Raw genomic sequence first — 20545 nt, forward strand, 5'->3', positions numbered from 1 at the left:
CAGCTAAGCCTCTTTCATGCACTACAAATTAGTTTCGCAGGCTAGATCGAAAGAAAAATAAAAAATTGTCGGAACGATATATTTGAGCATTGCGCCAGCATCAACAAGCAGTAAGCGGTAGCGACAGGAGTTCTTGTTTAAACCTGCCAAAGATATTAACTGTAGATTCATATGATCTAGCGAGTGAAGTTAGCCCTGCTTGATGACTAAGATCTAATTCCAGATCTGAATCGTCAGTAGAGCTGCAATCGACCGCCAGGATTACACTCGTGGCGAGATTATCGTCGCCCTTCAGAATTAAAGCATCACATTCACGATCTTGCGCCTTCGACATAGAGTCAAATTTAATAGCAACACCATCTGGTATTTCTTGTGCAACACGAGTGGCATATTCGAGAAGATTGGGTTCAGCAGGCATATAGAGAAAACCTTCTTCATTTGCTTCAGTACTGCTTCGCAATATCCTACCCAAAACTTGTCGAAAATGTAGCTCCGTTTTAACTCGGGTTAAATGACAACACACTCGCAACCTAGGTATATTGGTTCCCTCGCTGATCATCCCAACGGAAATAATCCATTTTTCAGAATTAAATTTGAACCTATTGATTATGTTTAGTGGATCTTCTTCTCTATAGGTTGCTATATACGCTTGATCTCCGGTCCGACGATACAATATCTCGGAAATTTTATTGGCATGCTCTACCGAGGCAGCAACAATAAGACCACCTGCGCTTGAATGCTGTTTTCTAATTGCGGATAATTTTTTTGACGACTTATCGATGAAGTAGGAAATGAGAGCTTCGTTTTCTATCAATTGTTGATAGGAGCATTTGGATTTTTTTAGTAACTCGCCAAAGCATGAAAACTTAAATACTTCATTATTGTGCTTAATCCAAACTTTATCATTGTCAATCAGCGTAATTTTTGGGCTTCTACACACGTTGTCCGCAACTGCCTGCGTCAAACCATATACATAATCGCAATGAATTTTTTGTTGTTGGCAATAACTCGAAAGTGCAATAGGAATTTGATCAGAACGCCAAGGGGTACCCGTAAGTGCTAAAGAATAAGTAGCACGACCTTGAATATGCTGAATAATTTTTTGTCCCCATGCATTCGCATTACCTAATCCATCGCCAGCACAGTGATGAATTTCATCAAATATCACAAATATCCTGTTCGTATCAAATAGCTTCCAGAACTCATCATCTAAATAAAGCATTGCTTGGTAGGTGAGTGAACGCCCTTTAGAGCCTAACAGTCCGTCCATTCGGGCATTGGTGTGATCTGCAAGTGCCTGCTCAAAGTCACTTGATACTGTGACCGAAGGTGAAAAGCACAGAATGAGATCTATCTGATTATGTTCGAGCAGTTTGGTAGCCAAGACTGACGCCATAACTGTTTTGCCAGCACCTGGCGTAGCCAAGCAGAGAAAGTGATTACCCATTACTGAGAACTTATGCAGAGCCTTTGAAATACATTCGGATTGCCAGCGTCTTAATTGCATATTTTTATCTTGAATTTAATGAGATGAGATTTTCGAGCGCTTTAACTTTCCCCAATAATTTGGAACACCTATCTCGCGAATCGTTATAAAGCGATTGAATTTGCCCGCGCATCTCTGGTAATTCTTTGAAAATCGCGTCGTACTCTTCAGCTTCACCCATTGTGGTAAGTAATTCCAACTTTTGGTGATTTAGCCTTTCGATAAGATTCGCACTTATATTTGATGCCTCTTGCACTATCGGTTGACCTGAAATGAGAGATACATCTGCAGTTAACCTTGCGTTAAAGCTCTCAGTAAAACGGTATTTTTGCCAACCGCCATCAGGACCGATTTTTTCCAGTTCACCAGCTTGAATAAGCCGCTTCATGTTTCTGTAGACAAATTGCCGTGCGGGTTTTACGTCCGAGTGAGAGCAAAATGGGCTTGCCATGTAAACAGATACGGCTTGAGCAACCGTAAAACGGCTTCCTATCAGTTCTTGGAAAGCACTAAATACTTCATGCTTTAGGTGTTTTGGCTTCATTTGATGCTTATTTGAATTGTAGTGAATTTCGCTACATTCTAGCTTGTATCTAATATCGCTACAATGAAAACATCTTCGTACTCACCTCATTATGCAAAGCTTCGCTTTTGGCTGAAGCAAAAGCGAGCAGCAACTTCGTTAACTTTGCGTGACCTAGCCCCTATGATTGGAGCCCATTGGACCAGTGTTGGGAAAATGGAGCAAGATAGAAAGAAGATAGAGCTTGTAGAATTCGTGAGGTACTGCCACGCGATAGGAGCAGATCCTCACGAAGGGATTGAAGTGATCATTAAGTCGATTAAAGAAGCCGAGCGAAAAGATTGATCTTGTAGCGAGCATGCTTACCAATTGCCGTAGTACTCACCCCAAAAATATTCGAAAAGAGTTCAACTTATGAATTTAAAATCTTATTTTCAGAGGTGCTCTTAAATTAAACCGGACATTAAACTCAATATCCGGCTTAAGACTTAACTGTTACACCTTATTTACCGCCACAATTACCGCAGCACACAGTTTCTTTTTTTCAGGCGTCCTAGCTGGATCGATTGTTAACACACCACCTCTTGATGAGGAAAATAAACCCTACACAACCTGCCAGCTCACAGCTAAAGCACCGACGATAAAAACCACGTCACCAAATGTACGAACCCAGCGCAAGAGGGAATAATCTAAATCCGGTGAAGTATACTGAGCATTTGCTGACAGAAATTCCCAAACACACTGAGGATGATCGGCTAGAAGATCTTATACCGTGGACGGTGAAATTAAATGCGGATTAGAAAAATAGAATCCAAACGTCAAAAAAAGAGGCATCACATCCAGCTAGCCCCTTTACTTCCTGCGCGGGTAAGTGATCTCCCAATCAGCTCGGCATCATGCCTGATCCCTAATGTCGTCCATTTTGCAGCTTCATCCTTAAACCAATCCCTTTAACCGTTGCATCCTGTTTCGGTTAGCGTCCTTTCGCTACTTATTTTAAATATTTTGCTTGCTGAAAAGGGTGGGTAGAGACTGAAAAGCTTGTAGGATATTGGCCATAGTTTCGTGTTACATGTACGCTTAGGGCAAGGCTAGGTGGGGTTGATAGGACGCTTACGATGTTGAGCAGCAATTTCGTACTTGCTAAACCAATCAGATCACTGAAACCACACTATTGCTTGAAATGCGATTAAAAAGGAGTCAATTCTCATTTCATTATCACTAAAGAGACCTACTCAGCAGCGATCTACCCTCCCTTATTGTGGTCAAACAAATACCCCACTTCACGAACTTCACGATCTTCTTGTTTTTTATCTTTACGCTGCCGCAGAAGTTCCTTTTTCTTTTTGTTTACCTCGTCAAGAACGGGTAGAGGGTCGAAACCTCGCCATAAAGGTAACAAAGATACCAGCATCAACAGCAAGCTACTTGCTCTCAAAGACCAGACCAATATGCCGGTAGTAATTGAAAAAATTAACCCTGAGACTACAGCTCTACGATTTTGCTCCTCCTCCAAAGCCTCATCCATTTGTGCGCGCAATCGATGAATCTCGTTGTCAAAATCTGCAGCATCCCAAGGTGTAAAACCAGAATCAGGAGCAATCAGGGCAGCGAGTCTCGGAGATGCCGTAAGCGAGCTGAGCAAAAGATTATTATCGAGCTGCATTTTGTTTGCTCGCTCAATGTCACGACTGGACTTATCATTTTGATCAGTATTGTTTACATCATCATTTCCGCTTGATATCGCACTTCCATCAGAGGAGTAAATACCCTCTCCTAGCTCACCAACATCTCCTGTATTTTCCCCCTCATTTTCGTTCGGCAGCGGCGGCGTTATAATTGTTTCTGGCGGCACTATCGGGGGAACTACCGGCAATTCAGTCGGAGGATTTAGAGGACGCTCAACTGATGGCGGATTGATCGGTGGAGCAACTGGTGGAGTGACGGGAGGCTCAACCGGCGGCCTGGGAGAAACCACCTCTGGTTCAATCACAGTTACTTGAAAGCTGGTTTCCACCCAGGCACCATCACTGTCTTGAGCTCGCAAAGTAACGACTGATACCCCCAATGCCTGATCAGCAAACACCAAGGTCATGATTCCGGTAACAGGGTCAATCTGAATTGCTGTTACGACCAACTGATTGGTATTTTCTACGACCGACCAACTCAATAAATACCCATCTTCGATATCACTGAATACCGTTTGCAAATCCGTTGAGAGCGGCAGACTTCCTGCGTAGACAGTAATATCCGCAATTGCCTCAGACACAGGCACATCATTTACAGAGGCAATATTGATGCGCACCACAGACTCAACCCAAGCACCCTGCTCATCTTGCGCCCTGATAACCAGATCACTAGTGCCAAATTGATTTGCCCCATAATGAAACTGTATCAAGCCGGTAGCAGGATCAATGACTGCGCTAATCACCAAGCCGGGATTAGAATTACTCACTACAGAGAACACCAAATCGCTGCTTGCGGTTTCCTCATCCGAAAATAGCACCCGCAAATCAAGCTGATCCCCCGATGCATCTTCCAGGTTGTTGATGACAATCATTTCACCTGCAATGGGACGATCATTTACGACCAGTACATTCAATTGAAATTGAGCCGAGGAGGTCGCCTGGCCATCGCTGGCGACAACTTCAATCGATAGCGTATCTACGTCATTATTCGTGGGCACCCCACTGAATGTGCGAGTCGCCGCATCAAAACTCAACCAAGGGGGCAATGCACCGCCACCCACTAACTGTACGCGGTAAGTTAGGGTATCGCCTACATCAGCATCGATAAATGTATTCGCGGCAAACTGAAAATTAAATGCAACATCCTCAGTCGCACTCTGACTAGGAATGGGATTTACAAGCACAGGAGCCTGATTAATGTTGCCAATAGCTTCACTAATAACAATATCGAACCTATCTGTAACAATACCGCCATTTCCATCGTTGGCAATCACTTCAATCGATACAGTACCAACATCGCCATTTGTCGGCGTACCGCTAAATGTGCGAGTCGCCGCATTAAAAATTAACCACGCGGGTAAGGCACCGCCACCCTCTAATTGCACACTGTAAGTGAGCGTATCGCCGACATCGACATCGCTAAAGGTGTTGGATGCAAATTGGAAATTAAACGCAGCATCTTCAGTGGCGTTTTGATCAGGAATCGCATTGGCGACGGTGGGCGCATCGTTGGTGTTGGCAACAGAAATGACAAACGTATCAGTGACAGTGCCGCCGTTGCCATCGCTGGCAATGACATCAATCGAAATCGAGCTCACATCACCATTGGTTGGCATTCCGCTAAAGGTGCGAGTCGCTGCATCGAAACTTAACCACACAGGTAATGCACCACCACCCGCTAATTGCGCGCTATAGATCAAGGTATCGCCAGCATCCACATCAGCAAAGGTATTAGATGAAAACTGGAAATTGAAAACAGAATCTTCAGTCGCATTCTGATCGGGAATAGCGTTAGCAACCGTTGGTAAATTGTTGATGCCTGCATAAACCGTCAAATCAAATGTGTCTGTAACAATACCGCCATTGCCATCGTTGGCAATCACGTCAATGGAGATTGAACCCACATCGGCATTCGCAGGTGTGCCACTAAAGGTACGCGTCACGGCATCAAAACTTAACCACGCCGGTAAGGCACCGCCACCCGCTAATTGTGCGCTATAGGTGAGCGTATCGCCCGCATCAACATCGGAAAAAGTGTTCGCCGCAAACTGGAAGTTAAAGGCTGAATCTTCAGTCGCGTTTTGATCGGGAATCGCATTGGCGATTGTTGGGGCATCGTTGGTATTGGCGATGAGAATATCGAAACTATCGGTGACAGTACCGCCGTTGCCATCATCGGCAATCACATCAATCGATACAGTACCGACATCGGCATTCGCCGGTGTACCACTAAAAGTGCGAGTCACTGCATCAAAACTCAGCCACGCGGGCAATACACCGCCACCCGCTAACTGCGCTGTATAAGTCAGTGCATCACCATCGACATCGTTAAACGTATTCGCAGCAAATTGAAAATTAAATGCAGCATCTTCAGTCGCGTTTTGATCGGCGATTGGATTAGCAACTGTGGGCGCATCATTGGTGTTGGCAACGGTAATAACAAACGTATCGGTGACGGTACCGCCGTTACCGTCACTCGCAATCACATCAATCGATACTGTACCGACATCGGCGTTCGCTGGCGTGCCACTAAACGTGCGAGTTACTGCATCAAAACTCAGCCAGGCAGGTAATGCACCACCACCCGCTAATTGCACGCTATAAGTCAGCGTATCGCCCGCATCCACATCGTTAAATGTATTCGCAGCAAATTGAAAATTGAAAGCAGCATCTTCAGTCGCGTTTTGATCGGCGATTGGATTAGCAACTGTGGGCGCATCATTGGTATTGGCAACGGAAATGACAAACGTATCGGTAACGGTGCCGCCGTTGCCATCGTTGGCAATCACGTCAATTGAGATTGAACCCACATCGGCATTCGCAGGTGTACCACTAAAGGTACGCGTCACCGCATCAAAACTCAGCCACGCCGGTAAGGCACCACCACCCGCCAATTGCGCGCTATAGGTGAGCGTATCGCCGACATCAACATCACTAAAGGTGTTAGATGCGAATTGAAAATTAAACACAGCATCTTCAGTCGCGTTTTGATCGGGAATCGCATTGGCAACGGTGGGTGCATCGTTGGTATTGGCGATAACAATATCGAAACTATCGGTAACCGTACCGCCGTTACCGTCACTCGCAATCACATCAATCGATACTGTACCGACATCGGCATTCGCCGGTGTACCACTAAAAGTGCGAGTCACTGCATCGAAACTCAACCACGCGGGCAAGGCACCGCCACCCGCTAATTGCGCGCTATAGGTGAGGGTATCACCCGCATCCACATCGGAAAAAGTGTTCGCCGCAAACTGGAAGTTAAAGGCTGAATCTTCAGTCGCGTTTTGATCGGGAATCGCATTGGCGACCGTTGGCGCATCATTGGTATTGGCAACGGTAATGACGAACGTATCGGTGACGGTACCACCGTTGCCGTCATCGGCAATCACATCAATTGAAATTGAACCCACGTCGGCATTCGCAGGTGTGCCACTAAAGGTACGCGTCACGGCATCAAAACTTAACCACGCCGGTAAGGCACCGCCACCCGCTAATTGTGCGCTATAGGTGAGCGTATCGCCCGCATCAACATCGGAAAAAGTGTTCGCCGCAAACTGGAAGTTAAAGGCTGAATCTTCAGTCGCGTTTTGATCGGGAATCGCATTGGCGATTGTTGGGGCATCGTTGGTATTGGCGATGAGAATATCGAAACTATCGGTGACAGTACCGCCGTTGCCATCATCGGCAATCACATCAATCGATACAGTACCGACATCGGCATTCGCCGGTGTACCACTAAAAGTGCGAGTCACTGCATCAAAACTCAGCCACGCGGGCAATACACCTCCACCCGCCAATTGCGCGCTATAAGTCAGCGTATCACCGACATCGACATCGCTAAAGGTGTTAGATGCAAATTGAAAATTAAACGCAGCATCTTCAGTCGCGTTTTGATCGGCGATTAGATTGACGACGGTGGGTGCATCGTTGGTATTGGCAACGGTAATGACGAACGTATCGGTGACGGTACCACCGTTGCCGTCATCGGCAATCACATCAATTGAAATTGAACCCACATCGGCATTCGCAGGTGTGCCACTAAAGGTACGCGTCACCGCATCAAAACTTAACCACGCCGGTAATGCACCGCCACCGGCTAATTGCGCGCTGTAAGTGAGCGTATCGCCAACATCAACATCGTTAAACGTATTCAAAGCAAATTGAAAATTAAATGCAGTATCTTCGATAGCGTTTTGATCGGGAATTGCATTGGCAACGGTGGGCGCATCGTTGGTATTGGAAACGGTAATGACGAAAGTATCTGTGACAGTACCTCCACGACCATCATCGGCAGTCACTTCTAGTGAAAAAGTTCCAACATCGTTATTCAACGGAATTCCGCTAAATGTGCGAGTCGCAGCATCAAAACTGAGCCATGCCGGTAATAAGCCTCCTCCGGCCGATTGCGCGCTATAGGTCAAGGTATCGCCAACATCCACATCTGCAAAAGTATTAGACGCAAATTGGAAATTGAAAACAGAATCTTCAATCACATTCTGATCGGGAATAGCGTTAGCAACCGTTGGTAAATTATTGATGCCCGCATAAACAGTCAAATCAAATGTGTCTGTAACAATACCGCCATTACCATCGTTGGCAATCACGTCAATTGAGATTGAACCAAGATCGCCGTTTGTAGGTGTTCCACTAAAGGTGCGAGTCACTGCATCAAAACTCAACCAGGCAGGTAATGCACCACCACCCGCTAATTGCGCGCTGTATGTCAGCGTATCGCCGACATCCACATCACCAAAGGTATTTGCAGCAAACTGGAAATTAAATGGTGAGTTTTCAGTTGCGTCCCTGTCTGGAATTGCATTGGTGACCGTTGGTGCATCATTGATATTGGCAACGGAAATGACAAACGTATCGGTCACTGTGCTGCCGTTGCCATCGTTGGCAATCACATCAATCGATACAGTGCCGACATCGGCATTCGCAGGTGTGCCACTAAATGTGCGAGTTACAGCATCGAAACTTAACCACGCGGGTAAAGCACCACCACCCGCTAATTGCGCGCTATAAGTCAGCGTATCGCCGACATCAACATCGCTAAACGTATTCGAAGCAAATTGAAAATTAAACGCAGCATCTTCGGTGGCGTTTTGATCGGGAATCGCATTGGCAACGGTGGGTGCATCGTTGGTATTGGCGATAACAATATCGAAACTATCGGTAACCGTACCGCCGTTGCCGTCACTCGCAATCACATCAATCGATACAGTGCCGACATCGGCATTGGCTGGCGTTCCGCTAAACGTGCGAGTTACCGCATCGAAACTTAACCACGCCGGTAAGGCACCGCCACCGGCTAATTGCGCGCTATAGGTAAGCGTATCGCCCGCATCAACATCGTTAAACGTATTCGCAGCAAATTGAAAATTGAAAGCAGCATCTTCAGTCGCGTTTTGATCGGCGATTGGATTAGCAACTGTGGGCGCATCATTGGTGTTGGCAACGGTAATAACAAACGTATCGGTGACGGTACCGCCGTTACCGTCACTCGCAATCACATCAATCGATACCGTACCGACATCGGCGTTCGCTGGCGTGCCACTAAACGTGCGAGTTACTGCATCAAAACTCAGCCAGGCAGGTAAGGCACCGCCACCGGCTAATTGCGCGCTATAGGTGAGCGTATCGCCGACATCAACATCACTAAAGGTGTTAGATGCGAATTGAAAATTAAACACAGCATCTTCGGTCGCATTTTGGTCGGGAATGGCATTAGCAACAGTGGGTGCATCATTGGTGTTGGCAACGGTAATAACAAACGTATCGGTGACGGTACCGCCGTTGCCATCGTTGGCAATCACATCAATCGATACAGTGCCGACATCACCATTGGCTGGCGTTCCGCTAAACGTGCGAGTTACTGCATCAAAACTCAGCCACGCAGGTAATGCACCACCACCCGCTACTTGCGCGCTATAAGTCAGCGTATCGCCCACATCGACATCACTAAACGTGTTGGATGCAAATTGAAAATTAAACACAGCATCTTCGGTCGCATTTTGGTCGGGAATGGCATTAGCAACAGTGGGTGCATCATTGGTGTTGGCAACGGTAATAACAAACGTATCGGTGACGGTACCGCCGTTACCATCGTTGGCTATCACATCAATCGATACAGTGCCGACATCACCATTGGCTGGCGTTCCGCTAAACGTGCGAGTTACTGCATCAAAACTCAGCCACGCAGGTAATGCACCACCACCCGCTACTTGCGCGCTATAAGTCAGCGTATCGCCCACATCGACATCACTAAACGTGTTGGATGCAAATTGAAAATTAAACGCAGCATCTTCAGTGGCGTTTTGATCGGGGATCGCATTAACAACAGTGGGGGCATCGTTAACTGCAGTAATATCGATAGCTGCACTATCATCAGCCGACAAGCTGCCATCCGATACTGTGAGCGTCAATGTTGCATTAGCTGCAGGAGAATCCGAATCCGCCAAGTAGGAGAGTGTTGCCCCATTCCCTCCCGAAAAGAAATCATTTAATTGAGCAGCGGCTCCAGTAATAATCAAATTGTTAGAGCCATTACCCGAGGTAATCGACACACCAGTTGCCCCCACAACCGCTGTTAATTTGCTCGCTGCATCATTTACAGCCAATGTCACTGTTAACGAATCGCCATCTGCATCAGCGACTGTAATTCCGGTGCCGTGTAAATTAACCGCAACCTGCTCTGTAGCCGAATAATTCGTTAGAGGAATCGATATTGATGGGCTTGAATTTGCTACCGCCAAATTGGTGACTCGAAATGCAAGATCGCGCCCACCAGCATCATCGATTCCGTTAATAATGTAAGTACCATCCGCATAGGTACCCGGATCAAAGATAGAAGCCCGCACTGCATTATCGCCGACGCCCGCGTCAGAGCTAACAGCAAATACATAAGTATTCCCACCGGTAAGCAAAACCTCGTTATCCAACACGAAATTAACCCACTGAAAACCAAAATCAGCATCGGTTGGCGCAATTACAAAAGTCCCCATCGCCAACACATTTCCACCCCAGGCATCCAACAATTGCACGGTCACAGTTTGAGCCCCACCCTGTGCACTGTTGTAGCTCAACATCAAACTAATTTGATCAACAGAAATACCTGAGGGATAACTAAAACTTTGCCCCATTTGAAATGCAGTAAGCGTATCCGAATTTAATGAGGGGTCAGCTGGCTCGCCAGTATCTATGTAAGTGATATCGGCTAAAACACCACTCCAAGCCAAAACTGTATCGGGCGAAAAAAGAGAATTAGTTTCAATGGTTCCTATTTGCCGTTCGAGAACCCAGTCGGCTCCAGCTCGGCTATTACCCGTCAAATTATCACTGGCAGCAATGTCGGCGCCCGTCAATTGATGTAAACGTTGTAAAAAGTTTTCGCCACTCGTATCTGCACCGAGAGTACAACCGTAGAGCAATATATCTGCATCTGCAGTCAACGCAGACCGCCAAGAAGAAATTTGAGTTTTATGCTCCTCAAGATTGCGCTCATTAAGAAGCTGGCCACCCAATTGCAAATTTCCCGCAACCGCGTGAGAAATGAGATGAATGGATGACACGTTGGAAAAATGACTTAGATATTCCGTAATTTGCTCAACACCACCCACGGCCTGATCCAAATACAGAAGTTCGACTGAATTAGCGTCGTATCGAGAATAAATATCAGCTACCAATGTAGAATAATTATCTACACTGGTATCAACAAAAATTACAGTTGTCGAAGTAGCTGTTGTCGCTGAAGATGTGGAATAAACATCATCGAAAGAATCCAAAGCGCCAACCAACACTGGCTCTGTCGGAAAATAAACACTGATTAAATCTAGCGACTCGGCTGCCTGAACAAGGTTATACCCATCAAAATCACCGTATTCAAAAACAGCGGCATCAGCGGTGGCAGAAAATAGTAGGCGAGGCTCAAGAGGTTCAATAAGAGGGCGTCGCTTAGTAGGCATGAATGAAAAAGCTCTGAATAATTAGTTATTCGTCAAATCCATGGCGTACCTTAAAGGCGGTCAAATCTGGCAACTGGCCCCATAAAAACCTCCAAAGAACGCTAAGGCAACACAACCAATATCAATAGCGTTATCGTTACCACATTATAGCACAAAAAACCTCGCCTGCAGCCAGCTTAATTAAATATTCTTATTATTGATTTTTTAGCACCTTTAGCAATAATCAGGGTAGCGTTCTAATTATTCCACCCAGCGAATATTAGCTAAAAGAAGTCGAGCCTTTCCGGTAGTACCAATACTGAACACATCCTCAGTGTAAACGGATGAAAAGTTCTCATAGAGATTATCGTTGAACTCCTTAAGGGTTAATTGAATTGTTTTCCAACCTTCGCCAGCTAAAGGCAGCCGATCCGTAATATCAATCTCTGCTCTCGTGGGATAACTGCCGATCCGAATACCGATTGGCCTGCTTGGGAATGTTTCCACTTTCACATCAAACACTAAGGCGCTATAACGACTAAGATCCAAATAGCCGTGATAAGACTTGTAGAACAATAGGGAAAAACAATTGTCAGGCGTTACACAGCTATCACCGGTAAAATCAATTAATCTGGCTTTAGTCCCGTCAGTCGGCCCATTCACCAACTCGCTGTGAAAAGCACTGGCATCATTGACGGCATAAATTGACCTCCCGAAATCACCACTTTTCATATCACCCAGCAACTCCAATACATCCCGCGTTGGCTTGCCCCGCTCATTAAGCACAATTAATTCTTGAGCAAAAACCAATCCAGAAAAGAATAAATAACTTGCCAGAAGAGAAACCAATGATAAATACAGATGATTCTTTATAACCATAATATTCATGCCACCTTAAAAGTACTGCCCCGGGAAATAAACACCAATTTATACAGCTGAAAAACTTTAATCAGCTTCATAGCGCAAAAAATAATGCTCAAAACAGCTATCTTTCGATTTACTATAGGCTAATGTTAATGTTATCGCTATCGAGTTTATTTGTAGCACAAAGGCATGTGATGCAGAAATATATTCAGCGATAGATCTTAACGAAGAGTATTTCAGCCTACTCAATACTTGGCTGATCTAAGGACAAAGACCATAAATTAAAAAGTTCTTAAACATCCAAAACAGAATCAAAAAGTATGATTAAAACACTCCCCACAAAAGCATCATTTCACTTAGGTGTAATCAAAAAGGCCATTTTCGGTTTTGTGCTCATGACAGGATTAATCGTAATTGTGACCGGCGTTTCCTGGCATATGGGAAGCCAGCTTAAGGGCAACGTAGATACATTGGTGAATCGCGAGATACGCAATTTAGAAGCGGGCAATTATCTAATCGAATCCCTATCAACAGTGGCTAACTGTATTATTCGTTATGTGTCCAGCCAAAAAGTAGAGGATCTTGAAAAAAACAGACAGGAATACGTTGATGCACTAGAGAACTTTCAATCAGATCTAAAGCGCTCTGAGAATCTAGACCTGGCAGATAAAGCCAATCAAATCATCAACTTAAATGTGGTCAAAGAAAATGCTAATGCCGTTATTCTGCAAGCAGATATACTGATGAAGGCTCATGAAGAGTACTTGATCACAAAAAATAAAATCACATCAGACCTGATAGTATTTGGCGAGTTAATCCAGAGTAAAGAAACGCTAGGCAGTATTTCAACCGAAAATTTCAACAAGCTGATTCAATTATACATTGCGCTAAACCAAGCAGAAATTAGTACTGACAACGTAATTATCGAAAAAAACATATCAACGTCTCAACAAATAATAAAAAATATCGACTTTGAACTTTCAAGCGCGACTCAATTAAAAAATCAGTTAATAAAATTTCAGGAAACGAGTGGACTCATAGAAAACATAAAAAAGAGAAATAAATTATTCCAAGAGAAAAATAACGCCTTAAAAAAAATAACGCATTATGAAAACATAAGTAGCAGCCGGGTAAAATTACTGCTATCGCAAGCCTATAAAGCTGTTCTCGATGCAACCAACTCTGCTAGTGCCGATTTCAGCAGAGGCATAAATATACTCGCGATTATATTTAGTGCTTCGGTAGCAATCGCCATTTTTCTCACATTAACCATACCCAACTCTATTCGTCGCCCGTTAAAACTCATGATGAAACTGCTAAACGGGTTGTCGCAAGGAAACTTAAAAGATAAAGCAAACTATAAGAAACCTGATGAATTTGGTGAGCTATGCATAAACTTCGATAACACCATTGATCAACTCAGGCATATAGTTGAAGAAATAACGCAAAGCACAGCACAAATAAACAAGGCAACAGACACCAATGCCAAGGCAGTTTCTACCGCCACAAACGAAGTTATCGCCCAAACTCGCGAGGCAATGAGTGTTGCATCAGCAATGACGGAAATGGAGCAGTCTTTTGCTGAGGTTGCAAACTCAGCATCCCTTACTCATCAACATGTAATGAGCGCCCAAAATATAGCTTCGGACACCAGCCAATCTGTTGCAGAAAACTTAAACATAACACTAATACTTAGCGAACAATTAGGTGAATCCGCTCGACTCACAAATGGTGTTGAAAAACACAGCTCAGATATCAGTCGCGTACTGGATGTGATTCGCAACATCTCTGAGCAAACCAATCTATTGGCATTAAATGCTGCTATTGAAGCGGCGCGAGCTGGAGATCAGGGGAGAGGCTTTGCCGTCGTTGCAGATGAGGTACGCAATCTAGCCAAGAAAACAAATTCATCAGCTATTGAAATTGGCAACATGATTAACAAACTACAAAGCGCGGTAAAAACCTCGGTAGAAAATATGAATAGTTGTGTGCAAGCAATGGAGAAGAGCAGCAAAAAGAATAAGGACGTTGCCAACAATATCAGCGAATTTAATAAGCTGATTAGAGAAATTGTAAATATGGCTTCTCACATTGCCACAGCAACCGAACAGCAACAAAAAACAGCAGCTGAAATATCTCGCAATATTAACGGTATATCGACAAGTACAGCACTCACACAACAAGTATTAGAACAACTCACCACCAGTGGGCAAAGCCTAAATGAACTAGCAATAAAACAAGGAGCAATCGTAGATAAGTTCAAACTGTAGCAATGTAGTAGTAAGGCCTATTTTTTGAGCATTGCGTAGCGTCTAAGCTGCGCAAGCAGCTCATGTATTTAATAACCAACTTTCGCGCCATATGCACCAGGTACTCGCTCTTCAATAACTTTATTGATCGAGAACTGATAACGCATATTGGGATAAACACATATGTCCGTAATATCATCAGGCGTGCCCTGCGGAGCACAACGAAAATTAGTAGATACCCGATATTTACCCTTAAGCGGCAAAACTCTATGCCATGTATGGCCATGCAGAATAACCAATGTGCCTTTTTTGGGTGATAAAATTACCTGCTCGGCATAATCCTTATGGGTTTCAGTACCCGCAGGTAATACACCCAACTTGTGAGAGCCTGGATAGACCACCGTTTGACCACCAGTGTGCTCATTAACATCGTGTGTATAGATAAGCCTATTCATATTAAACTTTTCAGCGTCCTCTGGTGGACAATCTTGATGCCAAGACTGCCCCTTTGTTCCTTGCTTGGAGAACATGACCATACAATACAATGACTTCCAATCGTCATTTAAAATGGCATTCGTTAGATTGATAAAATGTTCACTTTTCTCAATAAGATCAAATTTTTGCTCACCTTCGCGCCGAGGAAACCAGGGGATTACTTCGGTATTGGTCTTTTGCAAAAATTCAGGATTATGGTAGAACGCTGGATCATCACCATAATGGGCAAGAATTAATTTATTTAGATCATCCATTTGTGAAACAGGGAAGAAATCTTCAATAACAATATATCCCTGCTTCCAAAATTGTTCTGAAAAGTCTTGGTAATTCATTTAATGCCTCGCTGATGCTATGATTACCAGAGGCATGATATTTAATTTGATGCAACCCAATTTGCGCCAAATCAAATTTTATTTATTGATTTAATAAAAATTAAAGTCAGAGCCATTTTTATCACCTAACTACAAACAACCTAATGCAACTATTTGATACAGCCTATATCCTTCCAGGACGTTACATTGTGATTAATGATACCCAGCTTAGCCAACACATAATCAATGGTGCCATCAGCTATAAGTTGTTGCATACCTAGCTCAAGCGCTGCAAATATTTTTGCTCCATCAGGGTGGCTTTTACTAACCGCAAAATGCAATGAATCCTTAAATACTATTTTTACGCCATGAATCGGTCGCAACTTAACACCGTAAAAATCTACATTAAGGTCATCACCCGCAGGAAAAGTCGTAATTAAATAATCAGCCCTGCCCGCTCCTACCATGCGAAACATATTTACATAGGTGCGAGCGCTAATCATTTTTGATCCAACACAGCTAATACTCTCTACATCAACTTTCCATCCCGCACTTGTAACAGCAGTGAGCGAAGCCAATTGTTCTCTAGAGTTAGCCATCAATGCATGTTGATTTTCCGGCTTCACAAAAAAGCCTTTAGTAAATGTATTCGGAGGAATGATAGGGGGTGAGATGTAAAAACGGGATATATCCAAATCGCGCCGCCAACCGCCGAAGGCCAAAGCAGCAATTGAACTGCCATCCAGTTCTCGCAGTAAGCGTACATAGACAGGAAATGCCTTGAATTCAATCTTTGGCTCAAGACCGCCTAATTTTATTGCCTCACATAATATTAGAAACTCAGTGAGTATTTGATTATCACTGACCAAGTAATTTCTAGGATCTGGGCACTGCCCGCTTGATAATACGGATTGAAAGGCTTCCAAATGTTCAGTATACACCCCGAGGGAAATGTTAATCTTTTCTGCGAATGCAGAAAGCGGAACAAATGTAGAAAATATAAATAGCCACACTGCAGAAAGATTTTTCATTGTGTCTCCATAGTTTTCGAAGTCACTCGAAAACTAGACAACCCGCTGACTTATCCTAACCACTTATATCCTATAGTTATGAATAATGAAAAATAGCCATGCAAGAGTGCATGGCTATTTTCTGATTAATTACAAACTCCGTAAGAATTTTATAATATTCTCCTGTTCGCCTGCTGTTAGAGCTTCAAAACGATTAATGACCGCATCCGCATCACTGGCTTTGGCACCGGCATTTCTATGCTTAACTATAGCGTCTTTCAACGAAATCGCTCTTCCATCATGTAAAAATATCAGTGGTCGTTTGCGCATATGATGCTTATCCATAGCCTCTTGATTTGAACCTCCATAAAGCGCAATTCCCATCGCCAAATCACCTGCCACTAATTTGTTATTATTCTCCAGCAAATCGATATTACGACCTAAACCCCACAAAGGTGCAGTGCGATAATTTCCATCGGCAACCTGATGTATTTTCATATCAGTATAAGGACGAATCGTTAAATTACGGAATTTTTCAGGGGCATGACTCGTCGTTTTTTGTACCGGCTGGTGACAACCTGCACAGCCAATATCACGGAATAACTTATCCCCCTCTTTTACTCCCGGCTGCTCATAGACTCCAGCAAAACGCGTTGGTACCGTTAAAAATTCAGTGTAGCGATTAATTAATTCCAAGTTTTCGGGCGAAATATCACTGGGATTATTCGGATCAATTTGGTGATCCGCTACAAGTGCATTTTTAATCTGTTGACGCACAGTAGGTACAGTACCTGCCCAAGTAAATCCGGCTTCACGCCCCTCGATATATTGTAGAAGCCCTACACCAAAGACTGGCGGCGCAATGCGTTTGCCGAATGCGGTATCAATGACATCCGAGCCACGGCCATCCCGGTAATGACAATCACCACAGGCAATCGGTGCCCCTTTCTTGATCGAGGATATTTCGCGACCAATACCTGTATCACCTGGATTCGACCCAAGATTTTCCTGACTTGGCATTTCTGCAGTGGCGCGCTGTAATTTCACCCCATGAAACAGATGGTGCCCCCACAAGAAATCATCTACCTCTTTAGGGTCATGCAATGTCGTTAAGTGCTGAGTGAAAATAGCGGCCTTTTCCATAATGACATCATGAATTCCCGCACCGATATGACCGTTTTTAAATTCTCCACCGTAGTTTTTAATATTAAATTGCATGTAAGTGCCACCCTTACCAACCAGCGCTAAACGCGGATCACCAATCGGCGAGTGAAAACCTAAACCAAATGTATAGTACTGATAGGTATTGTAAGTTTGCGAACCAATCGCCCCCACCACACCTGTCATTTCAAAACTGATCGACTGACCATAGCTCCAGCCACCCATTGAATAGGTGCGCTGACCGTTTGATGGCTCAAACTGATAACGCCATGTAGGCAGCTTCTCATCGCCTGCCCCATTTTCCAAACCTTCCAAACGCACCAGCCCCTGATTCTCTGGCAGGTTCAAATCCAGCGTTAAATCGATAACACCATTAGCCGATGTTGACTCGATGGCGTGAATAGAATAACGCGCCAGTTCCGCTAAGCGTGAGGAGTTATGTGTTGCATCGCGAATCGCTTCAGTAACGCCATCATAAGCACGTGGATGACGGAAACGCATCCAGTTCGCACCTACATCATCAAACAGACCACGTTTACTCAAATCCAATCGAGTCCCATCATTAATAAAGAGCGCGGTATATTGATAGGCGCTGTCTTGATCAAAGTCGTGGTTATTACTCATGACGTATTTACCCGCACCAGGATTTTTCATCTTGTAGCGGAAGAAATACCAATAAGTCGATGCAGAAGTACAAGCAGCAGGTATAGTCGCTGTACCATTGGTTATAGCAACTTCAGAAAAATCCATCTGATTAGCAGAGCAAAAAAAACTAACATTTGGCGCAGACACTTCAGCCAATACAGAACCAAATTGGAAATTGACACGATTATTATTAATCGAAAATCCAAATCCATTTTGGCTTACAGGCATATTTGAAGGTGTTTTCAACGCGTGCTGATAAAGCTGACTAGCTACTGGAGTTACTTCAGCATCTGCAACAAACCAAACATTACCTGCACCATCACCTTTACGATCCCCCGGAATTTTATCGGCAGCATAAAAATATAGAGGCTTTCCTTTATAAGCGACCTGTAAGCGACCATCATCGCGTTTGAAAGTAGAAAGCGCGCCTTTCAAGCTGGTCATAGCGACCAATGCTTTGTTATCAGTCACAACCAATGGAGGCCAGTTCGCCGCACAACCACCTGAGCAATTGCTAACACCTGCGGAATCGTTAGCAAATGTGTAAAGGGTATGACCAAAATACTGCGGATTGTGCAAACCACCTGCAAGATAGTTAGATGCGGTAGCGACATCATGCTGAATATCCAGCGCAGGGTAAATTTCCGGATTTAAACTTGGAGCAATGATGCGTGTACCACCACTGCCAACAGAACCGGAACCGGAGCCCGAATTACCGGAACTACCTCCGCCCGCCCAAGAAAAACTCAAGCTAGGATATTGATCTACTCCCAATCCAGGAACCTTCAACACAGCCTTGTAATTACCGGGAGTCATATTGGTATGTGTGCGCTCCCAGCGACCATTTTTTAATTCAGCACGATAGCAATCTGCATCGCCGTTTTTACAGCTGTAGTAGTCACCACCGCGAGGCCAAGACGAATTATCCTTTACCCAATATAACGCGGTAGTCGCATCAATTTTTTCTACACCAAACGTATCAGTACCTATTGCACTTGAGGATGGATTGCTTGAGCTGCTATCACTTGATATAACAGCAGAAGATTTACTACTAGAACTTAATGGCACCGATGACTTGCTGCTGGAGCTAGGTGTAATTGATGACCAACTACTAGAGCTCACGACCATAGAAGACTTGCTACTAGAACCAGGAACCGAGGATAAAGGTGTGCTGGAACTTGCGGGCAAACTTGAGCTTGCAGTAATTGAAGATGGTGCGCTGGATGAGCTAGGGTTTACTACGCCTGAGTAGCAAGACGTTTGAGAATAGGCATTACCGGGGGTCAAGGTGCCGTCAAATAAGCATTGGCCAATCGCATTATCCTGAATCTTATACCCCACTTTGTAGCTGCTACCCGCATTCAGGCTGCCGAAATTCGCTTCGTAGCGACCATTGGTTTTATTGGCTGATTGGCAGTTGTCATTCAGACACAGAAAAACAAAGCCGCCCGTTTGGCCACCATCGAGATGGTACAAGGTACCTCCAGCTGTTAAACCGAAAACACCGCTGCTGATAGCTTGGCTCGACGCTGAAGACGCGACACTACTGCTCGCCGGTTTACTACTAGATGCAGGCACACTAGATGTCGGCTTGCTGCTTGCTGAAGCCTGACTTGAAGCTGCAGAACTAACGGGCACATTGCCAGAAAAGCATGGGGTAGAGGCTACCGCCTGACCAGGTTTTACCGATGTAGAGGTAATGCACTGGCCGGTCGCATTATCTTGAACTTTGAACTCGATACTGTAGCTAGTGCTGGTGTTTGCAGAGCCAAAACTGCGCTCGTAACGGTTACCCACTTTGGTGGCGGTGCGGCAGTCACCATTCACACAGAGATACACAAAGTTAGCGGACTGGCCGCCATCCAAATGGTAGATGGTTCCGTTAGTTTGCATGCCAAATACGCCTGATTCAGCGGCAGCCACACCGGTAGAAGCGGAGGCGCCGATGATTAGTGCCGCAGGAACAAGCCACCGACCAAACCGCTGTTTGGTAGATAAGTGTTTAGACATAAGTCTTCCCTCATAGAGATGAATACTGATTATTGCTTTTATGTTGAGCCTTAAAGGATTTATCTGGTGAAAAGCTGAAATTATCCGCGCGCTTTGAAGACGCACTTATCATTATGACGAACAAATTATTAACACTATTTTTATGTATATCGCA

At 44.5% G+C, this 20545-nt stretch carries 9 protein-coding genes; 2 read left to right on the forward strand and 7 right to left on the reverse strand.

All coding sequences use genetic code 11. The features are described from left to right. Positions 1 to 100: 100 nt before the first annotated feature. Both D0C16_RS13760 and D0C16_RS13765 read right to left on the reverse strand, forming a co-directional pair. The gene (locus D0C16_RS13760) at positions 101 to 1507 is read right to left on the reverse strand and encodes a DEAD/DEAH box helicase (RefSeq protein ID WP_062060803.1); all 1407 of its coding nucleotides are present in this window, start codon (positions 1505 to 1507) and stop codon (positions 101 to 103) included. Positions 1508 to 1511: 4 nt separating this feature from the next. After that, entirely contained in the window at positions 1512 to 2030 is a 519-nt protein-coding gene (locus tag D0C16_RS13765; RefSeq protein WP_225318678.1) for a hypothetical protein, read from the reverse strand. A 638-nt stretch (positions 2031 to 2668) separates the two neighbouring features. Here D0C16_RS13765 and D0C16_RS24785 point away from each other — a divergent pair. Continuing rightward, positions 2669 to 2809 (forward strand): transposase domain-containing protein, encoded by a 141-nt coding sequence (locus D0C16_RS24785; RefSeq protein ID WP_084618167.1) that lies wholly within the window; start codon positions 2669 to 2671, stop codon positions 2807 to 2809. 446 nt (positions 2810 to 3255) lie between these two features. Here D0C16_RS24785 and D0C16_RS13780 read toward each other — a convergent pair whose 3' ends face one another. Beyond that, entirely contained in the window at positions 3256 to 11667 is an 8412-nt protein-coding gene (locus tag D0C16_RS13780) for a putative Ig domain-containing protein (RefSeq protein WP_151032908.1), read from the reverse strand. 240 nt (positions 11668 to 11907) lie between these two features. Beyond that, the gene (locus D0C16_RS13785; RefSeq protein WP_062059212.1) at positions 11908 to 12534 is read right to left on the reverse strand and encodes a putative glycoside hydrolase; all 627 of its coding nucleotides are present in this window, start codon (positions 12532 to 12534) and stop codon (positions 11908 to 11910) included. A 296-nt stretch (positions 12535 to 12830) separates the two neighbouring features. Between D0C16_RS13785 and D0C16_RS13790 the strand changes: the two genes are divergently transcribed. Then, on the forward strand, positions 12831 to 14780 hold the full coding sequence (locus tag D0C16_RS13790) for a methyl-accepting chemotaxis protein (RefSeq protein WP_062059214.1): 1950 nt from the start codon (positions 12831 to 12833) through the stop codon (positions 14778 to 14780). A 68-nt stretch (positions 14781 to 14848) separates the two neighbouring features. Here D0C16_RS13790 and D0C16_RS13795 read toward each other — a convergent pair whose 3' ends face one another. The 3 genes from D0C16_RS13795 to D0C16_RS13805 all read right to left on the reverse strand — a co-directional run bounded on the left by D0C16_RS13795 (position 14849) and on the right by D0C16_RS13805 (position 20391). Next, entirely contained in the window at positions 14849 to 15586 is a 738-nt protein-coding gene (locus tag D0C16_RS13795) for a phytanoyl-CoA dioxygenase family protein (protein ID WP_062059219.1), read from the reverse strand. Positions 15587 to 15735: 149 nt separating this feature from the next. Then, positions 15736 to 16596, reverse strand: a complete 861-nt coding sequence (locus D0C16_RS13800) for a hypothetical protein (RefSeq protein WP_062059220.1) — start codon at positions 16594 to 16596, stop codon at positions 15736 to 15738. A gap of 129 nt (positions 16597 to 16725) precedes the next feature. Then, positions 16726 to 20391, reverse strand: coding sequence for a family 31 carbohydrate-binding protein (locus tag D0C16_RS13805; RefSeq protein ID WP_151032909.1), 3666 nt, complete (start codon positions 20389 to 20391; stop codon positions 16726 to 16728). Positions 20392 to 20545: the final 154 nt, after the last annotated feature.

Origin of the sequence: Cellvibrio sp. KY-GH-1, assembly GCF_008806975.1 — a bacterium.
In the GTDB taxonomy this organism is placed as follows: Bacteria; Pseudomonadota; Gammaproteobacteria; order Pseudomonadales; family Cellvibrionaceae; genus Cellvibrio.